Here is a 15194-nt window from a genome sequence, read left to right as displayed (position 1 = left end):
AAACCCGCATCGGCCGATGCGGGTTTTTTGTTTCCCGCATCCGCGATCCCGGCCATCGAAGTCGCTGCTTCCGACGTTCGACCCCACGACATCCAGGAGCTTTCCCCATGTGTTCCATCTTCGGCATCTTCGGCCTGCAACCCGGCGACGACCTGCAGGCCATGCGCCGCCAGGCGCTCGAGCAATCGCAGCGCCAGCGCCATCGCGGCCCCGACTGGAGCGGCGTCTACGTCGATGATCGCGCCATCCTCGTGCATGAGCGCCTGGCCATCGTCGACCCGGCCGGCGGTTCGCAGCCGCTGCTGTCCGAGGACGGCGCGCTGGCGCTGGCGGTCAACGGCGAGATCTACAACCACCGCGAACTGAAACAGGAACTCGCCCAGCCCTATGCGTTCCAGACCGGCTCGGACTGCGAGGTGATCAACGCCCTGTACCGCGAGGACGAGCCTGCATCGTTCCTCAACCGCCTCAACGGCATCTTCGCCTTCGCCCTGTGGGACAAGGCGACGGGGCGCGCGATCATCGCCCGTGACCCGATCGGCGTGGTGCCGCTGTACTGGGGCCACGACAAGCAGGGCCGGCTGTGCGTGGCCTCGGAGATGAAGTCGCTGGCCGATACCTGCGCCGACGTGGCGCAGTTCCCGCCGGGCCACTGGTACGACAGCGCCACCGGCGAACTGACCAAGTATTACGAGCGGCCGTGGCGCGACTACGACGCGGTGCAGGGCGTGGAGGTGTCGAAGCAGGAACTGCGCGAAGCCTTCGAGGCCGCCGTGCACCGCCAGCTGATGACCGACGTGCCCTACGGCGTGCTGCTCTCCGGCGGCCTGGACTCGTCGCTGGTGGCGGCGGTGGCCGCGCGCTACGCGCGCCATCGCATCGAGGACGGCGACAGGAGCGAAGCGTGGTGGCCGCGCCTGCACAGCTTCGCCATCGGCCTTGCCGGTTCGCCCGACCTGGTCGCGGCGAAGATCGCCGCCGACATGCTCGGCACCGTGCACCATGGCTTCGAGTACACCTTCGAGGAAGGCCTGGACGCGCTGCCGGAAGTGATCCGCCACATCGAGACCTACGACGTCACCACCATCCGCGCATCGACGCCGATGTTCCTGCTGGCGCGGCGGATCAAGGCGATGGGAGTGAAGATGGTGCTGTCCGGCGAGGGCAGCGACGAGATCTTCGGCGGCTACCTGTACTTCCACAAGGCGCCGAACGCGCGCGAGTTCCACGAGGAACTGGTGCGCAAGCTCGACGCGCTCAACAACTACGACTGCCTGCGCGCCAACAAGTCGATGATGGCCTGGGGCGTGGAGCCGCGCGTGCCGTTCCTGGACCGCGCCTTCCTCGACGTGGCGATGCGCATGGATGCCAGCCACAAGATGGTGGACAAGGCCAGCGGCCGCATCGAGAAGGCGGTGCTGCGCGAGGCCTTCGAGGGCTACCTGCCGAAGGAAATCCTGTGGCGGCAGAAGGAGCAGTTCAGCGATGGCGTCGGCTATGGCTGGATCGACGGGCTGAAGGCGCATGCCGAGGCGCAGGTGAGCGACCGCGAACTGGCCGCGGCCGACAAGCGCTTCCCGTACAACCCGCCGCAGACCAAGGAGGCGTACTACTACCGCAGCCTGTTCGAGCAGTTCTATCCCACGCCGGCCGCGGCCGAGACGGTGCCCGGCGGCAAGTCCATCGCCTGTTCCTCGCCGGCGGCGATCGCCTGGGATGCCAGCTTCGCCACGATGGCCGACCCGTCCGGCCGCGCGGTGGCCGGCGTGCACGAGCAGGCGCTGGCGGGTTGAACGGACCGGCGCGGCGGCCTGTCCGCCGCGCGGTCTTCGACTGTCGCCTGATGCTCCCCTGAACCGCTGTACCTCGTCGCGCCGGCAACGGCGGTCTCCGCGGGAGGCTGCCGTCGTCGCTGCTCTTTCTCCATTCGATCAAAGGGTCTTCCGATGCGTGCGTGTTCGTTGCTGGTGTCCGGTCTGTTGTGCAGTTCGTTTGCCCATGCCGCGGAGACGCCGCTGGAGCGCCACCAACTGGGCAGCTGGGAGGCCGATATCGGCTACACCGGCGTGGTGCGCGATGGCGACACCCTGCATGTCTCCGGCGTGCCCTGCCGCGGCAAGGACATGCCGGCCGCGGTGCAGGCGTGCTACGGCGAGCTGACGAAAATCCTGCAGCGGTTCGGCGCCGACAGCAGCCAGGTGGTCAAGGAGACCGCGTACACCACCGACATGGATGCGCTGGTCAAGGCCATTCCCGAACGCAAGGCGTTCTTCGCCGATGGCAGGTACCCCGCCGCGAGCTGGGTGCAGGTCAGCCGCCTGTTCAACGCCGAGGACATGCTCGAGGTCGAGTGGACGGTGCGGTTGAAGTAACGCCGTCCCTGGTTGGCGGGTGCCGCGCCCGCCGTTTCAGCGCGGGCGCAGGGTGAGGGTGTGTGCGGTGGCGCCGGGCAGGAACGGTGTCGGCCGACCCTGTACCCAGTCGTCGTGGCCGGCGCCCCAGAACGGCGACAGCGGATGCCCGCTCTGGCCGCCGGGCATGTGCACGATGCCGTCGGCTTCATGGCCGGGCGAGACCACCATGCGTTCGGATGCACCGAAGGATGGCCCCTGCACGCGCGGCATGTTGCCGTCGCCTGGCAGCGGCTGCGCCGGCATGCACAGCCAGCGCTTGAACAGGCCGGGCAGCGCGCGCGAGACCGGATGGCAGATGGCGGCAGTGTTGCGTTCGCCCCAGGTGTGCGCGGCGAGGTCGCTGCCCTGCGCGGCCAGATCGGTTTCCAGTTGCCGTGCGCTGTGCGCGAGCAGTTCGTCCCAGCTCCCGAACGGCGGCGGCAGCAGGTTCGCCGGGCGCTGTTCCAGCATCGGCCAGGCCACGCCTTCCAGCTGCGGCAGGCGCGGCGCGACATAGGCCTCGCCGAGCCGTTGCCGCGCGGGCGCGAGCAGGCCGGCTTCCAGCGTGTCCAGGGTGATGCCGCGGAAGCCGCGGGCGATGCGGTAGCTGGCCGAATCGACCGCGGCGCGGCCTTCCCACTGGCGGCTGGCCGCCTCCAGCCGGCGCAGTGCCGGGTCGTCGCTGTGTTCGACGGTGGCGCGCAGCAGCTTCCACCAGCGCTCCATCAGCACCGCGCGGTCGTCGAGCTGGATGGCGAGCAGGTCGCGCTCGTCGAAGCGTTCGCGGGCGAACAGGCCGTCGCGGATCTGCATCGCCCGCGCGCCGAGGTCGTAGCCGCCGTCGCCGGCCTCGGCCAGCGCGTCGCCGTCGAGCACGCGGGTGTTGGCGGTCCACAGGCGGTGGCCGGGCGGATCGACCAGCGACGGTGCGCGATCCGTGCGCAGCGGCCATGGATGGCAGGGCTCGTTGAAGGGGTAAGTGCCCGGCGGCAACGACGCGTCGGGCATGTTGGCGATGCCATCGGCCCTGCAGGTGCCGCTGCGGTCCGGACGCGCGCCGATCAGGCGCCACGCGATGCGTCCGTGGCGGTCGGCCAGCAGCAGGTTCTGCGCGGGAATGCCGGAGCGGTCGGCCACCGCAAGCGCGGCATCCAGGTCGGCGGCGTGGGCCATGTCGGCGAAATCCAGCCGCACCGCGCCCGGCAGCTGCGCCACCCAGCGCAGCGCCAGCAGGCTGCCGTCGGCGTTCTCGTGCAGCACCGGGCCCCAGTCGCTTTCGCGCACGACCAGGGTTTCGGCCGGCGCGCCGGCCACGGCGATGGTTTCGCGGTACTCGCGCAGCGGCGCGCCGGCAGGCAGCTGCGCGAAATCGGCGGTATCGATGTAGCTGTTGGTGAAGCCCCAGGCCACATGGGTATTGCTGCCGACGATCACCGCCGGCAGTCCCGGCAGGCTGAAGCCGGTCACGTCGACCTTGCCGCCCGGCGCGGCCGGATCGGCATGGCGCAGGCGCACGCGGAACCAGATGTTGGGTGCACGCAGGGCCAGGTGCATGTCGTCGGCGAGGATCGCGCGGCCGTCGGCGGTGAGCGCGCCGGCGACGACGAAGTTGTTGCTGCCCGGCGAGGAATCGGGCGCCACCGGCGGCCAGCCGACGCCTCTCTCCCGTGCGGAAGCTGAGGGTGGAGCGAGAGCGGCCGAGCCCGCAAGAGTGTCCGTCTCCGCTCCCAGCGTGCGCAGATCCAGCGTAGCCGCGTCGGGCAGCGGCGCATCGCCGCGTGCGGCACCGGACAGCGGCGCATCCCAGCGGCTGCCGTCGTGCGCGATCAGGGCGTAGAGCGCAGGCGGCACCACGTCGCGGATGCGCGCCAATGCCAGCTCGCGGCTGTTGCCGGGATCCTGCAGGTCGGCGTACATCGCCAGCCCGGTCAGCACCGAGTCTTCCAGGCTCCACGGACGCGGCTGTTGGCGCAGCAGCAGGTAGGGCCACGGACGCACCGGCAGCGCCGCCAGCCCGGCGTTGACGCCGTCGCGGTAGGCCTCGATCACTGCGCGCCGGTCGCCGAGGGCGACATCGAGGTTGTCGTGCACCCGGGCGCGCAAGCGGTGGACGCGCATGCGCCGGTCCAGCGGCAGGGCGTCGGCGCCGAACAGTCCGGACAGCTCGCCGGCGGCCGAACGCCGCATCAGGTCCATCTCGAAGAAGCGCTCCTGCGCGTGCACATAGCCCAGGGCGTGGGCCATGTCGCGCTCGTCGGCGGCGTCCACCGTCACCACGCCGTTGCCGTCGCGCTGCACCTGGACGGGCGCGGCCAGGCCGGGCAGGACGCGTTCGCCGTCCAGCACCGGCAGGCTGCCGCGCAGCAGCAGCCAGACGCCACCCGGCACCAGGATCGAAAGCCCCAGCAGCACCCACAGCGAACGCAGCAGCCAGCGCCTCATGCGCCTCTCCCCGGTCCAGGCAACCCCGGCGATTGTAGGGGAGGCCGACGGCGGACGGAGAGCGCAACTGAAACTGATTCCGATTAGATCATCGCCGCGCCGGATCGGGCATCCTGTGCCGACACGAATATCAGGAGCACCCCCATGCAGGGCCACCCGGAAGTCATCGAATGCCTGAAGGAACTGCTGCGCGGCGAGCTGGCCGCGCGCGACCAGTACTTCATCCATTCCCGCCGTTACGAGGACCAGGGCCTGCACGCGCTGTACGAGCGCATCGGCCACGAGATGGAAGAGGAGACCGGGCACGCCGACGCGCTGCTGCGGCGCATCCTGTTCCTCGGCGGCGATCCGGACATGCGTCCGCATGCGTTCGAGCCGGGCAGGACCGTACTGGAAATGCTGGAAAAGGACCTTCAGGTCGAGTACCAGGTGCGCGCCAACCTCGCCGCCGGCATGAAGCTGTGCGAAACGCATGGCGATTACGTCAGCCGCGACGTCCTGCTGGCGCAGCTGCGCGACACCGAGGAAGACCATGCCTGGTGGCTGGAGCAGCAGCTGGGCCTGATCAGGCGCATCGGCCTGGAGCTGTACCAGACCAGCAAGATGGACGCGAAGGGTTCGCCGGCGCATTGAGCCTCGCCAACCCGCATCCATGAACGAAAAGGCCGGGAATTCCCGGCCTTTTCGTTCGTACATGGCGGTGCGTCAGTCGCCGGCGCGCTGCATGCGGTAGATCGCGGTGGACAGCGCGCTCACGCCTTCGGCGCGGAAGCCCGGTTCCTGCGCGAGGATGTCGCGGCGCTCGGCCAGCTCCACCCGCCACGACGGCGCGAACGATTCCACTTCGGCCTGTTCCACCGAAAACGGCGGCCCGGCCTTTTCCGCCTGCGGGTATTCGAGCGTGATCACCAGCGCGCGGCAGCCGGCCGGCAGCCGCGCGTACACGGTGTCGCGGTAGCGCTGGCGCAGTTCCGGCGGCAGCGCGATCAGCGCGGCACGGTCGTAGAGCCCGGCGATGCCGGCCAGCGTTTCGTCGTCCAGGGCGAAGGCGTCGCCGCGGATGATCTCGATCGGCCCGGCGGTGAAGTGCTCGCCCAGCGCACTGTCGCTACGCTTGGGCTGCAGCCCGGCCTCGGCGAAGAACTGCTCCACCGCCAGCGGCGACAGTTCGACGCCAAGCACGCGGTAGCCTTGGGCGGCCAGCCAGTGCATGTCCAGGCTCTTGCCGCACAACGGCACCAGCACCCGGCTGCCGGGCGCGAACTGCAGCGCCGGCCAGTGTTTTTCCAGCAGCGGCATCACTTCGCCGCGGTGGAAGCCGATCTGTCCCTGTTGCCAGCGTTGCAGCCAGAAATCGGGTTGCATGCCTTTCTCCTCAGCGGATTTTCCGCCAGCCATTTTCCGGCGTGATCCGCGCGAGCGCTTCGTTGCCCGCGTAGAAACGGACCAGGCCACAATCGCGGCAGACGACGCTGCGCATCTTGGCGCTGGCGAAGATGCCGCTGGCACCGGGCAGCAGATCGGGACCGTAGCCGCCGCGGGCGCTGATGCCGCCGTGGGTGTACAGGTTGTCGCCGCGGCATTCGGGGCAGGTGGTCTGCGGCGGGACGTTTTGCAGGGATGTCATGGTGATTCCTTGTGAAGCGGGTTTCCAATCGATGCCGTAGCTGCGCGCGGTATGGATCGTCATGCCGCGCCGGTGAAGCGAAGTGCGGCACGTCCGCGCCACGCATACACAAGGCGACGACAATGCTAGCCGCGCCGCCGCGCGCCAGTGAACCGGCTTACTGGACGTCCATTCCCTCAATCTTCTGCCACGCCACGCATACACATGGCGGCGGCAATGTTCAACGCGCCGCAGCGCGCCGGTGAACTGGCTTGTTGGACATCGGGGCCTTCCACCTTCTGCCGCGCCACGCATACGCATGGCGACGACAATGCTGACCGCGCCGCCGCGCGCCAGTGAACCGGCTTACTGGACGTCCAGTCCTTCGACCTTCTGCCGCGCCACGCATGCGCATGGCGGCGGCAATGTTCAACGCGCCGCCGCGCGCCAGTGAGCCGACTTACTGGACGTCCAGTCCCTCAACCTTCTGCCACCCCCTCGGCAGCAGATGCCCACGACTGGCCCGCGCGCCCACATACGCATCCAGTTCCTTGAACGACAGGTTCATGGTGCGCTGGCCGCTGCGGACCTGCAGGGTCGCGCCCGGCGACACCGCCACCACCGCCACCACGCGTTCGGTGGCGAGCTTGGCCTTGGGGATCTCGATGATCTTGTTGCCCTTGCCCTTGTCCAGCTCGGGCAGTTCGGCGGCCGGGATGGCGAGCATGTTGCCGGCGCTGGTCACCGCGACGATGCGGTCGGCCTGCGGGTTGGCGACTACCATCGGCTGCAGCACCGCCGCGCCGGGGGAGAGGTTGAGCATGGCCTTGCCAGCCTTGTTGCGGCCGGTGAGGTTCTCGAAGCGGGTGACGAAGCCGTAGCCGTGCGAGGAGGCGAGCACGAAGCGGGTGTCGTTGTCGCCGCTGGCCAGGGTGACGAAGCTGCTGCCGGCGGCCGGCGAGAAGCGGCCGGTCAGCGGTTCGCCGTTGCCGCGCGCCGAGGGCAGGGTATGCGCCGGCGTCGAGTAGGCGCGGCCCTCGGTGTCGAGGAAGGCCACCTGCTGGGTGCTGCGTCCGCGCACCGCCGCCAGCAGGCCGTCGCCCTCGCGGTAGGACAGGCCGGCGGCGTCGACGTCGTGGCCCTTGGCCGCGCGCACCCAGCCCTTCTCCGACAGCACCACGGTGACCGGTTCGCTGGCGACCAGCTCGGTCTCGTCGATGGCCTGGGCGGCGCCGCGCTGCACCAGCGGCGAGCGGCGCTCGTCGCCGAACTTCTTCGCATCGGCCAGCAGTTCGTCCTTGACCAGCTTCTTCAGCTTCGCCGCGCTGCCGAGGATGGACAGGATCTTCTCGCGCTCGGCGGCCAGCTCGTCCTGCTCGCCGCGGATCTTCATTTCCTCCAGGCGGGCCAGCTGCTTGAGCTTGGTCTCCAGGATGTACTCGGCCTGGTCCTCGGACAGGCCGAAGCGGGCGATCAGCGCCGCCTTCGGCTCATCCTCGGTGCGGATGATGCGGATCACCTCGTCCAGGTTGAGGAAGGCCACCAGCAGGCCTTCCAACAGGTGCAGGCGGCGCTCGACCTTCTGCAGGCGGTGGTTGAGGCGGCGGGTGACGGTGTCTTGGCGGAAACGCAGCCACTCGCTCAACAGCTGCCGCAGGTTCTTGACCTGCGGGCGGCCATCCAGGCCGATGACGTTGAGGTTGACCCGGTAGCTCTTCTCCAGGTCGGTAGTGGCGAACAGGTGGCCCATCAGCTGCTCGGCGTCGACGCGGCTGGAGCGCGGGATCAGCACCACGCGCACCGGGTTGGCGTGGTCGGATTCGTCGCGGATGTCCTCCAGCCACGGCAGCTTCTTGGCGCGCATCTGCTGGGCGATCTGCTCGATCACCTTCGACGGCGAGACCTGGTGCGGCAGCGCGGTGATGACGATGTTGCTGTTTTCTTTCTGGAAGGTGGCGCGGGCGCGCACGCTGCCGTTGCCGGTCTCGTAGAGCTGCCGCAGGTCGCTGGCCGGGGTGATGATCTCGGCGGTGGTCGGGTAGTCCGGCCCCTTCACGTGCTCGCACAGGTCGGCGACGGTCGCCTCCGGGTCGTCGATCAGCCGCACCAGCGCACTGACGATCTCGCCCAGGTTGTGCGGCGGCACGTCGGTGGCCATGCCCACGGCGATGCCGGTGGTGCCGTTGAGCAGCAGGTGCGGCAGCCGCGCCGGCAGCCAGCTCGGCTCCTCCAGCGTGCCGTCGAAGTTGGGCGACCAGTCGGTGGTGCCCTGGCCCAGTTCGCCCAGCAGCACCTCGGCGATCGGGGTCAGCTTGGATTCGGTGTAGCGCATGGCCGCGAACGACTTGGGATCGTCGCTGGAGCCGAAGTTGCCCTGGCCGTCGATCAGCGGGTAACGGTAGGAGAAGGGCTGGGCCATCAGCACCAGCGCCTCGTAGCAGGCCGAGTCGCCGTGCGGGTGGTACTTGCCGATCACGTCGCCCACGGTGCGCGCGGACTTCTTCGGCTTGGAGGCAGCGTTCAGCCCCAGCTCGCTCATCGAATAGATGATGCGACGCTGCACCGGCTTCAGGCCGTCGCCGATGAAGGGCAGGGCGCGGTCCAGCACCACGTACATGGAATAGTCGAGATAGGCGCGCTCGGCGTACTCGCGCAGCGGCTGCTGCTCGAAACCGTGGAAGGCGGGGCGTACAAGTTCGGTCATGCGGGGCTGTTACCTGTGGCTGGGGGGCGGCGACGGCCGTCGCCCCCGCGAGCCGGTGATTATCCGGATGCGGTCGGGGATGCCAAGCCGCGCGCCGGGTCCAGGCCGTCCGCCTGTCCGGCACGCCCGAGGTAGCGGCCCGGCGGCAGCCCGAAATGGCGGCGGAACACGGTGACGAAGGCGCTGGGGCTGCTGAATCCCAGGGCATGGGCGACGTCGGCCACGCTGCGGCCTTCGCTGAGCTGGCGCAGGGCCGCGGCCAGGCGCGCCTGTTGCCGCCACTGGGCGAAGCTGAGCGTGGTTTCCTCGCGGAAATGCCGGGTCAGGCTGCGTGGCGACAGCCCGGCCCAGCGCGCCCACTGTTCCAGGCTGCGGTCATCCGCCGGCTCGGCCAGCAGTTGCGATGCGATGCGCAGCAGGCGGCGGTCGCGGGGCAGGGGAAGGTGCATGCGGCGGCGCGGGGCATGGCGGATTTCGTCCAGCACCACCTGGACCAGATGGTGCTGGCGCGCGGAGGTTGCGGCGTCGCCGGTGCACAGGCGTTCGGCCAGTGCCTGCAGCAGGCGCGAGATGCCGATCACGCAGGGATCGCCGGGCAGATCGACGCAGACCGGTGCGGCCAGCGCCATGCCCCAGCCACGCAGCGGCCCGTCGATGGCGACGGTATGGGGTTCGGTAGCCGGCATCCAGCCTCCCGAGCCGGCGGGAAGGGACCAGGTGCCATGACGGGTGCGGGTGGTCAGCAGGCCGTGTTCGACGCAGATCAACTGGGCGCGGGCGTGCTGGTGCCAGTCCACCTCATGGGCCAGTCCCTGTTGGCTGTCAAAGCGGAAGCCGAACACCGGCGGACCGTCGTCGCGTTCGAACCAGGCCAGCGCGTGGTCCTGCCGCAGCGATGCGGGCAACTGCAGGTCGAACCCTGGCGGCGCGGCTTGTGACGTCATGGCGCGCCCGCTTCCCGGGTCGATGGCCGGATAGTGACATTCATTGGCTGGATTGTATTACCCGGCCAGTTCTCTCTGCCATTAATGTGTGCGCTCGCCGATCAGCCCACTGCTGCAACACAGCATTTGATGCCAGATCGAATATTTCCATTGAGAAATATTTCTTTTGGAATAAAGTGCTCGCCCATGATCTGCGCTCCCAACCCTCCCAGCTTCGGCCTGCTGCTGCGCCAGGTGCGCGATGGCCTGGCCCGGCAACTGGATGCGTCGATGGCCGAGGAAAACCTCGGCATCGGCTTCACCCACTTCATCGGGCTCAAGACCCTGGCCCACATGGCGCCCTGCACGGCCAACGAACTGGCCCAGGCCATCGACCAGGTGCCCAGCGCGGTGACCCGCCTGCTGGACAAGCTCGAATCCCTCGGGTGCGTCCGCCGCGAAGCGCACGCGCAGGACCGGCGGGCGTTGCAGATCGTGCTGACCGAACAGGGCCGCGAGCTGTGTGCGCGCCTGAAGACGCGCGGCGACGCGGTCATGGATTACGCCATGCGCGACCTGAGCCCCGACGAGCGTGCGCTGCTGCTGTCCCTCCTTACCCGCATCCGCGATTCCCTGACACCTCCATGATCTCTTCCTCCCCATCCCCCTCCCTGCGCCGTCGCGCCCGGCCGCTGCTGCCGGCGATGCTGGTGCTGGCGCTGGCCGCCTGCGCCAGCAGCGGCGGCCTGCAGCCGCAGGGCCGGCTGCTCGATGCCGGCGACCTGCACAGCGAACGCACCCTGGCCACCAGCGACCTGTCCGTGGCCGGTTTCCCGGCCAGCGACTGGTGGCGCGCCTTCGGCGATCCGCAGCTGGACGCGCTGGTCGCCGAAGGGCTGGCCGGCCATCCCGGCCTGGACGCGGCCGATGCGCGCCTGCGCCAGGCCCAGGCCCAGGCCGGCGTCGCCCGCGCCGACCGCCTGCCCAGCCTGTCCGTGTCCGGCGGCTACACCGGCGTGCGCCTGCCCGAATCGATGGTGGGCGAGGAAATGGGCGGCCGCTACATGGGCAGCGGCCAGGTCGCGTTCGATTTCAGCTACGGCTTGGACCTGTGGGGCGGCAAGCGCGCCAGCTGGGAAGCGGCGGTGGACGCGGTGCATGCCGCCACCATCGATGCCCAGGCCGCGCGCCTGAAGCTCTCCTCCGGCATCGTCCAGGCCTATGTCGAGCTCGACCGCGCCTGGCGCGGCAACGATGTCGCCGAACAGGAACTGGAGCGCGCGCAGAAGACGCTGCAACTGGTGCGCCAGCGCCGCGCCGCCGGCATCGACAGCGACCTGCAGGTGCGCCAGGCCGAAGCCCGCGTTCCCGCCGCGCAGCAGCAGTTGCAGGCCGCGCAGCAGCAGATCGACGCCGCGCGCACCGCGCTGGCGGCGCTGGTCGGGCAGGGGCCGGACCGCGGCTTGGCCATCGAGCGCCCGCAGGCGCTGGACGCCGCCGCGCTGCAGTTGCCGGGCGTGCTGCCCAGCGAGCTGCTCGGCCGCCGCCCGGACGTGGTCGCCGCGCGCTGGCGCGTGGAAGCGGCCGGCAAGCAGATCAAGGCCGCCAAGGCGAAGTTCTATCCGAGCTTCAACCTGACCGCACTGGCCGGCGTGGTCGCGCCGAACGTCGGCGACCTGCTCAAGAGCAGCTCGACCTTCGCCTACCTGGGCCCGGCGCTGAGCCTGCCGATCTTCGAGGGCGGGCGCCTGCGCGCCAACCTGGCCGGCGCCGACGCCCAGTACGACCTGGCCGTGGCCACCTACAACCAGGCCGTGATCGATGCGCTGCGTGAGGTGGCCGACCAGGTCAATGCGGTGCGTTCGCTCGAACACCAGGCGCAGTCGCAGCGGCAGGCGGTCGCCACCGCGGCCTCGGCCTTCGACCTTGCCGGCCAGCGTTACCGCGCCGGGGTCGGCAATTACCTGGACGTGCTGTCCGCGCAGTCGCAACTGCTCGGCGCGCAGCAGGCGCTGACCGCATTGCATGCGCAGCAGCTGCTGGCTGCGGCGCGGCTGTCCCAGGCGCTGGGCGGCGGCTTCGAGCCGTCCGCCGATGGCGGCGCCGCCCCGGCTTCCTCCTCTTCCCCCGTGTCCACGCATTCCTGAGAAACACCCCCATGAGCCAGACCAACACTCCTGAAGCCCCCGTCGCGCGCAGCCGCCGTGGCCGGCTGCTGCGCGGGCTGCTTGCCATCGTCGTGCTGCTGCTGGCGGCATTTGCGCTGTGGTATTTCGCCTTCGGCCGCTGGTTCGAGGAAACCGACGACGCCTACGTGCAGGGCAACCAGGTGCAGATCACCCCACAGGTGGCCGGCACCGTGGTCGCCATCGGCGCCGACGACGGCATGCGCGTGGAGCGCGGCCAGTTGCTGGTGCGGCTGGACCCGGCCGACACCGAGGTGGCGCTGCAGCAGGCCGAGGCCAATCTGGCCCGCACCGTGCGCCAGGTTCGCGGCCTGTACCGCAGCGTGGAAGGCGCGCAGGCCGACCTGAACGCGCGCCAGATTTCCCTCAAGCGCGTGCGCGATGACTTCGCCCGCCGCAAGGACCTGGCCGCCACCGGCGCGATCTCCAACGAGGAACTGGCCCACGCCCGCGACGAACTGGCCGCGGCCGAAGCCGCGGTGGCCGGTTCGCGCGAGACGGTGGAGCGCAGCCGCGCGCTGGTCGACGACACCGTGGTCGCCACCCAGCCGGATGTGAAGGCCGCCGCCGCGCAGCTGCGCCAGGCCTGGCTCAACAACGCCCGCGCCGGCATCGTCGCGCCGGTCGCAGGCTTCGTCGCGCGCCGCTCGGTGCAGGTCGGCCAGCGCGTGCAGCCGGGCACCCCGCTGATGGCGGTGGTGCCGACCGAGCAGATGTGGGTGGAGGCCAACTTCAAGGAAACCCAGCTGCGCCACATGCGCCTGGGCCAGGAAGTGGAGCTGCGCTCGGACCTGTACGGCGGCGAGGTGAAGTACAAGGGCCGCATCGCCAGCCTCGGCCTGGGCACCGGTTCGGCGTTCTCGCTGCTGCCGGCGCAGAACGCCAGCGGCAACTGGATCAAGATCGTGCAGCGCGTGCCGGTGCGCATCGCCATCGACGAAAAGCAGCTGGCCGAACACCCGCTGCGCATCGGCCTGTCGATGAAGGCCGAGGTCAGCCTGCGCGACCAGAAGGGCGAGGTGCTGCCGGCCAAGGCGGCCGCAGGCACGGTGTTCGACACCGACGTCTACGCCACGCAGCTGCATGATGCCGACGAGGCGATCGCGCGGATCATCCACGACAACCTGCCGCGCCAGGCCAAGGCCGGCTGAGGTCTTCCCGCATGTCCGCTCAAGCTCCGGCCGCGTCGCCGCCGGCCGCCGGTTTCGCCCCGCCCAGCGTGGCGCTGTGCACCTTCGGCCTGGCGCTGGCCTCGTTCATGCAGGTGCTCGACACCACCATCGCCAACGTCTCGCTGCCGGCCATTTCCGGCAACCTCGGCGCCAGTTCGCAGCAGGCCACCTGGGTCATCACCTCGTTCGCGGTCAGCACCGCCATCGCGCTGCCGCTGACCGGCTGGCTCAGCCGCCGCTTCGGCGAGACCCGGCTGTTCGTGTGGGCGACGCTGGCCTTCACTGTCGCCTCGCTGCTGTGCGGCCTTGCGCAGAGCATGGGCATGCTGGTGGTGTCGCGCGCGCTGCAGGGTTTCGTCGCCGGGCCCATGTACCCGATCACCCAGTCGCTGCTGGTGTCGATCTACCCGCGCGAGAAACGCGGGCAGGCGCTGGCGCTGCTGGCGATGGTCACCGTGGTCGCGCCGATCGCCGGGCCGATCCTCGGCGGCTGGATCACCGACAACTACAGCTGGGAATGGATCTTCCTGATCAACGTGCCGCTGGGCGTGCTGGCCGCCTCCATCGTCGGCAGCCAGCTCAAGGGCCGGCCCGAGCAGATCGAGAAGCCGAAGATGGACTACGTCGGCCTGATCACCCTGGTGATCGGCGTCGGCGCGCTGCAGCTTGTGCTGGACCTGGGCAACGACGAGGACTGGTTCTCATCGGCCAAGATCGTGGTGCTGAGCTGCGTGTCGGTGGTGGCGCTGGCGGTGTTCCTGATCTGGGAACTGACCGACAAGGACCCGATCGTCGACCTGCGCCTGTTCCGCCACCGCAACTTCCGCGCCGGCACGCTGGCACTGGTGGTGGCCTACGCGGCGTTCTTCAGCGTGGCGCTGCTGATCCCGCTGTGGCTGCAGCGCGACATGGGCTACACCGCGATCTGGGCCGGCCTGGCGACCGCGCCGATCGGCGTGCTGCCGGTGATCCTCACCCCGTTCGTCGGCAAGTACGCCGGCCGTTACGACATGCGCATGCTGGCCTCCATCGCCTTCGTGTTCCTGTCGCTGACCAGCTTCCTGCGTTCGGGCTTCAACCTGCAGGTGGACTTCCAGCACGTGGCCGGGGTGCAGCTGCTGATGGGCGTGGGCGTGGCGTTGTTCTTCATGCCGGTGCTGCAGATCCTGCTCTCGGACCTGGACGGCCGCGAGATCGCCGCCGGCTCCGGCCTGGCCACCTTCCTGCGCACGCTGGGCGGCAGCTTCGCCGCCTCGCTGACCACCTGGCTGTGGGCGCACCGCACCCAGCAACACCACGCGCACCTGACCGAGCACGTCTCCACCTATACGCCGGGCATGCAGGAACAGGTGGCGGCGATGGGCGGCGGCGACCTGCAGCATGGCGCCGCGCTGTTGAACACCATGATCAACCACCAGGCCTCGCAGATGGGTTTCAACGACATCTTCTACCTGCTGGGCTGGGTGTTCCTTGGGATCATCGCCTTCCTGTGGCTGGCCAAACCGCCGTTCGGCGCCGGTGCCGGCAGCGCGGCCAGCGCCGGCGGTCACTGAGGCACGACGATCCCCGCCCGCAAGGCGGGGATTTTTCTGGGCGGGGGGAAGGGCGAAGCGCATCGACCTTGCGCCGCACGGACGCGGTGGACCGGCGGCGATGGGGTGCCGTCGGTCGCACTGGATCGGCGGGCACAAAAAAACCCGCTTTCGCGGGTTTGATCTGTTGAGTCGTGGTGCCCAGGAGAGGACTCGAACCTCCACGGTTTTACCCG

General features: G+C 69.7%; 12 protein-coding genes and 1 tRNA gene (1 of these 13 cut by a window edge). 7 read left to right on the top strand and 6 right to left on the bottom strand.

Features of this window, described 5'->3' with window-relative positions; translation table 11 throughout:
• The first annotated feature begins 107 nt into the window (after positions 1-107).
• Both asnB and CQ393_RS15300 read left to right on the top strand, forming a co-directional pair.
• Positions 108-1793 (top strand): asparagine synthase B, encoded by a 1686-nt coding sequence (asnB, locus tag CQ393_RS15305; RefSeq protein WP_153192682.1) that lies wholly within the window; start codon positions 108-110, stop codon positions 1791-1793.
• A 153-nt stretch (positions 1794-1946) separates the two neighbouring features.
• Entirely contained in the window at positions 1947-2372 is a 426-nt protein-coding gene (locus CQ393_RS15300) for a RidA family protein (protein WP_153192680.1), read from the top strand.
• A gap of 36 nt (positions 2373-2408) precedes the next feature.
• On the opposite strand, the gene CQ393_RS15295 is transcribed toward CQ393_RS15300, so the two are convergent.
• Entirely contained in the window at positions 2409-4835 is a 2427-nt protein-coding gene (locus CQ393_RS15295; protein WP_153192678.1) for a penicillin acylase family protein, read from the bottom strand.
• Positions 4836-4979: 144 nt separating this feature from the next.
• On the opposite strand from CQ393_RS15295, the gene CQ393_RS15290 reads away from it, so the two are divergent.
• Entirely contained in the window at positions 4980-5468 is a 489-nt protein-coding gene (locus CQ393_RS15290; RefSeq protein WP_153192676.1) for a bacterioferritin, read from the top strand.
• A 72-nt stretch (positions 5469-5540) separates the two neighbouring features.
• Here the strand turns inward: CQ393_RS15290 and CQ393_RS15285 are convergent, their stop codons facing one another.
• The 4 genes from CQ393_RS15285 to CQ393_RS15270 all read right to left on the bottom strand — a co-directional run bounded on the left by CQ393_RS15285 (position 5541) and on the right by CQ393_RS15270 (position 10089).
• The gene (locus CQ393_RS15285; RefSeq protein ID WP_153192675.1) at positions 5541-6200 is read right to left on the bottom strand and encodes a thiopurine S-methyltransferase; all 660 of its coding nucleotides are present in this window, start codon (positions 6198-6200) and stop codon (positions 5541-5543) included.
• Between the two features lie 10 nt (positions 6201-6210).
• On the bottom strand, positions 6211-6525 hold the full coding sequence (locus CQ393_RS15280; RefSeq protein WP_153192672.1) for a hypothetical protein: 315 nt from the start codon (positions 6523-6525) through the stop codon (positions 6211-6213).
• Between the two features lie 376 nt (positions 6526-6901).
• On the bottom strand, positions 6902-9145 hold the full coding sequence (gene parC / locus CQ393_RS15275; RefSeq protein ID WP_153192671.1) for a DNA topoisomerase IV subunit A: 2244 nt from the start codon (positions 9143-9145) through the stop codon (positions 6902-6904).
• A 59-nt stretch (positions 9146-9204) separates the two neighbouring features.
• Complete coding sequence (locus tag CQ393_RS15270; protein ID WP_153192669.1) at positions 9205-10089, bottom strand: helix-turn-helix transcriptional regulator; 885 nt, start codon at positions 10087-10089, stop codon at positions 9205-9207.
• 186 nt (positions 10090-10275) lie between these two features.
• Between CQ393_RS15270 and CQ393_RS15265 the strand changes: the two genes are divergently transcribed.
• Genes CQ393_RS15265 through CQ393_RS15250 form a run of 4 tightly spaced genes read left to right on the top strand, consistent with a single transcriptional unit; the run spans position 10276 to position 14979 of the window.
• Entirely contained in the window at positions 10276-10716 is a 441-nt protein-coding gene (locus CQ393_RS15265; protein ID WP_153192667.1) for a MarR family transcriptional regulator, read from the top strand.
• Positions 10713-12215 carry an efflux transporter outer membrane subunit gene (locus tag CQ393_RS15260; RefSeq protein ID WP_153192666.1) on the top strand — a complete coding sequence of 501 codons (1503 nt, stop codon included), beginning with the start codon at positions 10713-10715 and terminating at the stop codon, positions 12213-12215. Before CQ393_RS15265 ends, CQ393_RS15260 begins: the two co-directional genes overlap by 4 nt.
• An 11-nt stretch (positions 12216-12226) precedes the next feature.
• Positions 12227-13405 carry an HlyD family efflux transporter periplasmic adaptor subunit gene (locus tag CQ393_RS15255; protein ID WP_153192664.1) on the top strand — a complete coding sequence of 393 codons (1179 nt, stop codon included), beginning with the start codon at positions 12227-12229 and terminating at the stop codon, positions 13403-13405.
• Positions 13406-13416: 11 nt separating this feature from the next.
• A complete protein-coding gene (locus CQ393_RS15250) occupies positions 13417-14979 on the top strand; it encodes a DHA2 family efflux MFS transporter permease subunit (RefSeq protein ID WP_153192662.1) in 1563 nt (520 codons plus the stop codon).
• 174 nt (positions 14980-15153) lie between these two features.
• On the opposite strand, the gene CQ393_RS15245 is transcribed toward CQ393_RS15250, so the two are convergent.
• Positions 15154-15194: transfer RNA gene (locus CQ393_RS15245), tRNA-Leu, on the bottom strand; it runs 121 nt beyond the window's last position.

Source organism: Stenotrophomonas sp. MYb238 (assembly GCF_009496535.1).
In the GTDB taxonomy this organism is placed as follows: domain Bacteria; phylum Pseudomonadota; class Gammaproteobacteria; order Xanthomonadales; family Xanthomonadaceae; genus Stenotrophomonas.
Note: the sequence above shows the minus strand (reverse complement) of the source record. Positions and strands in the feature narration are given on the sequence as shown.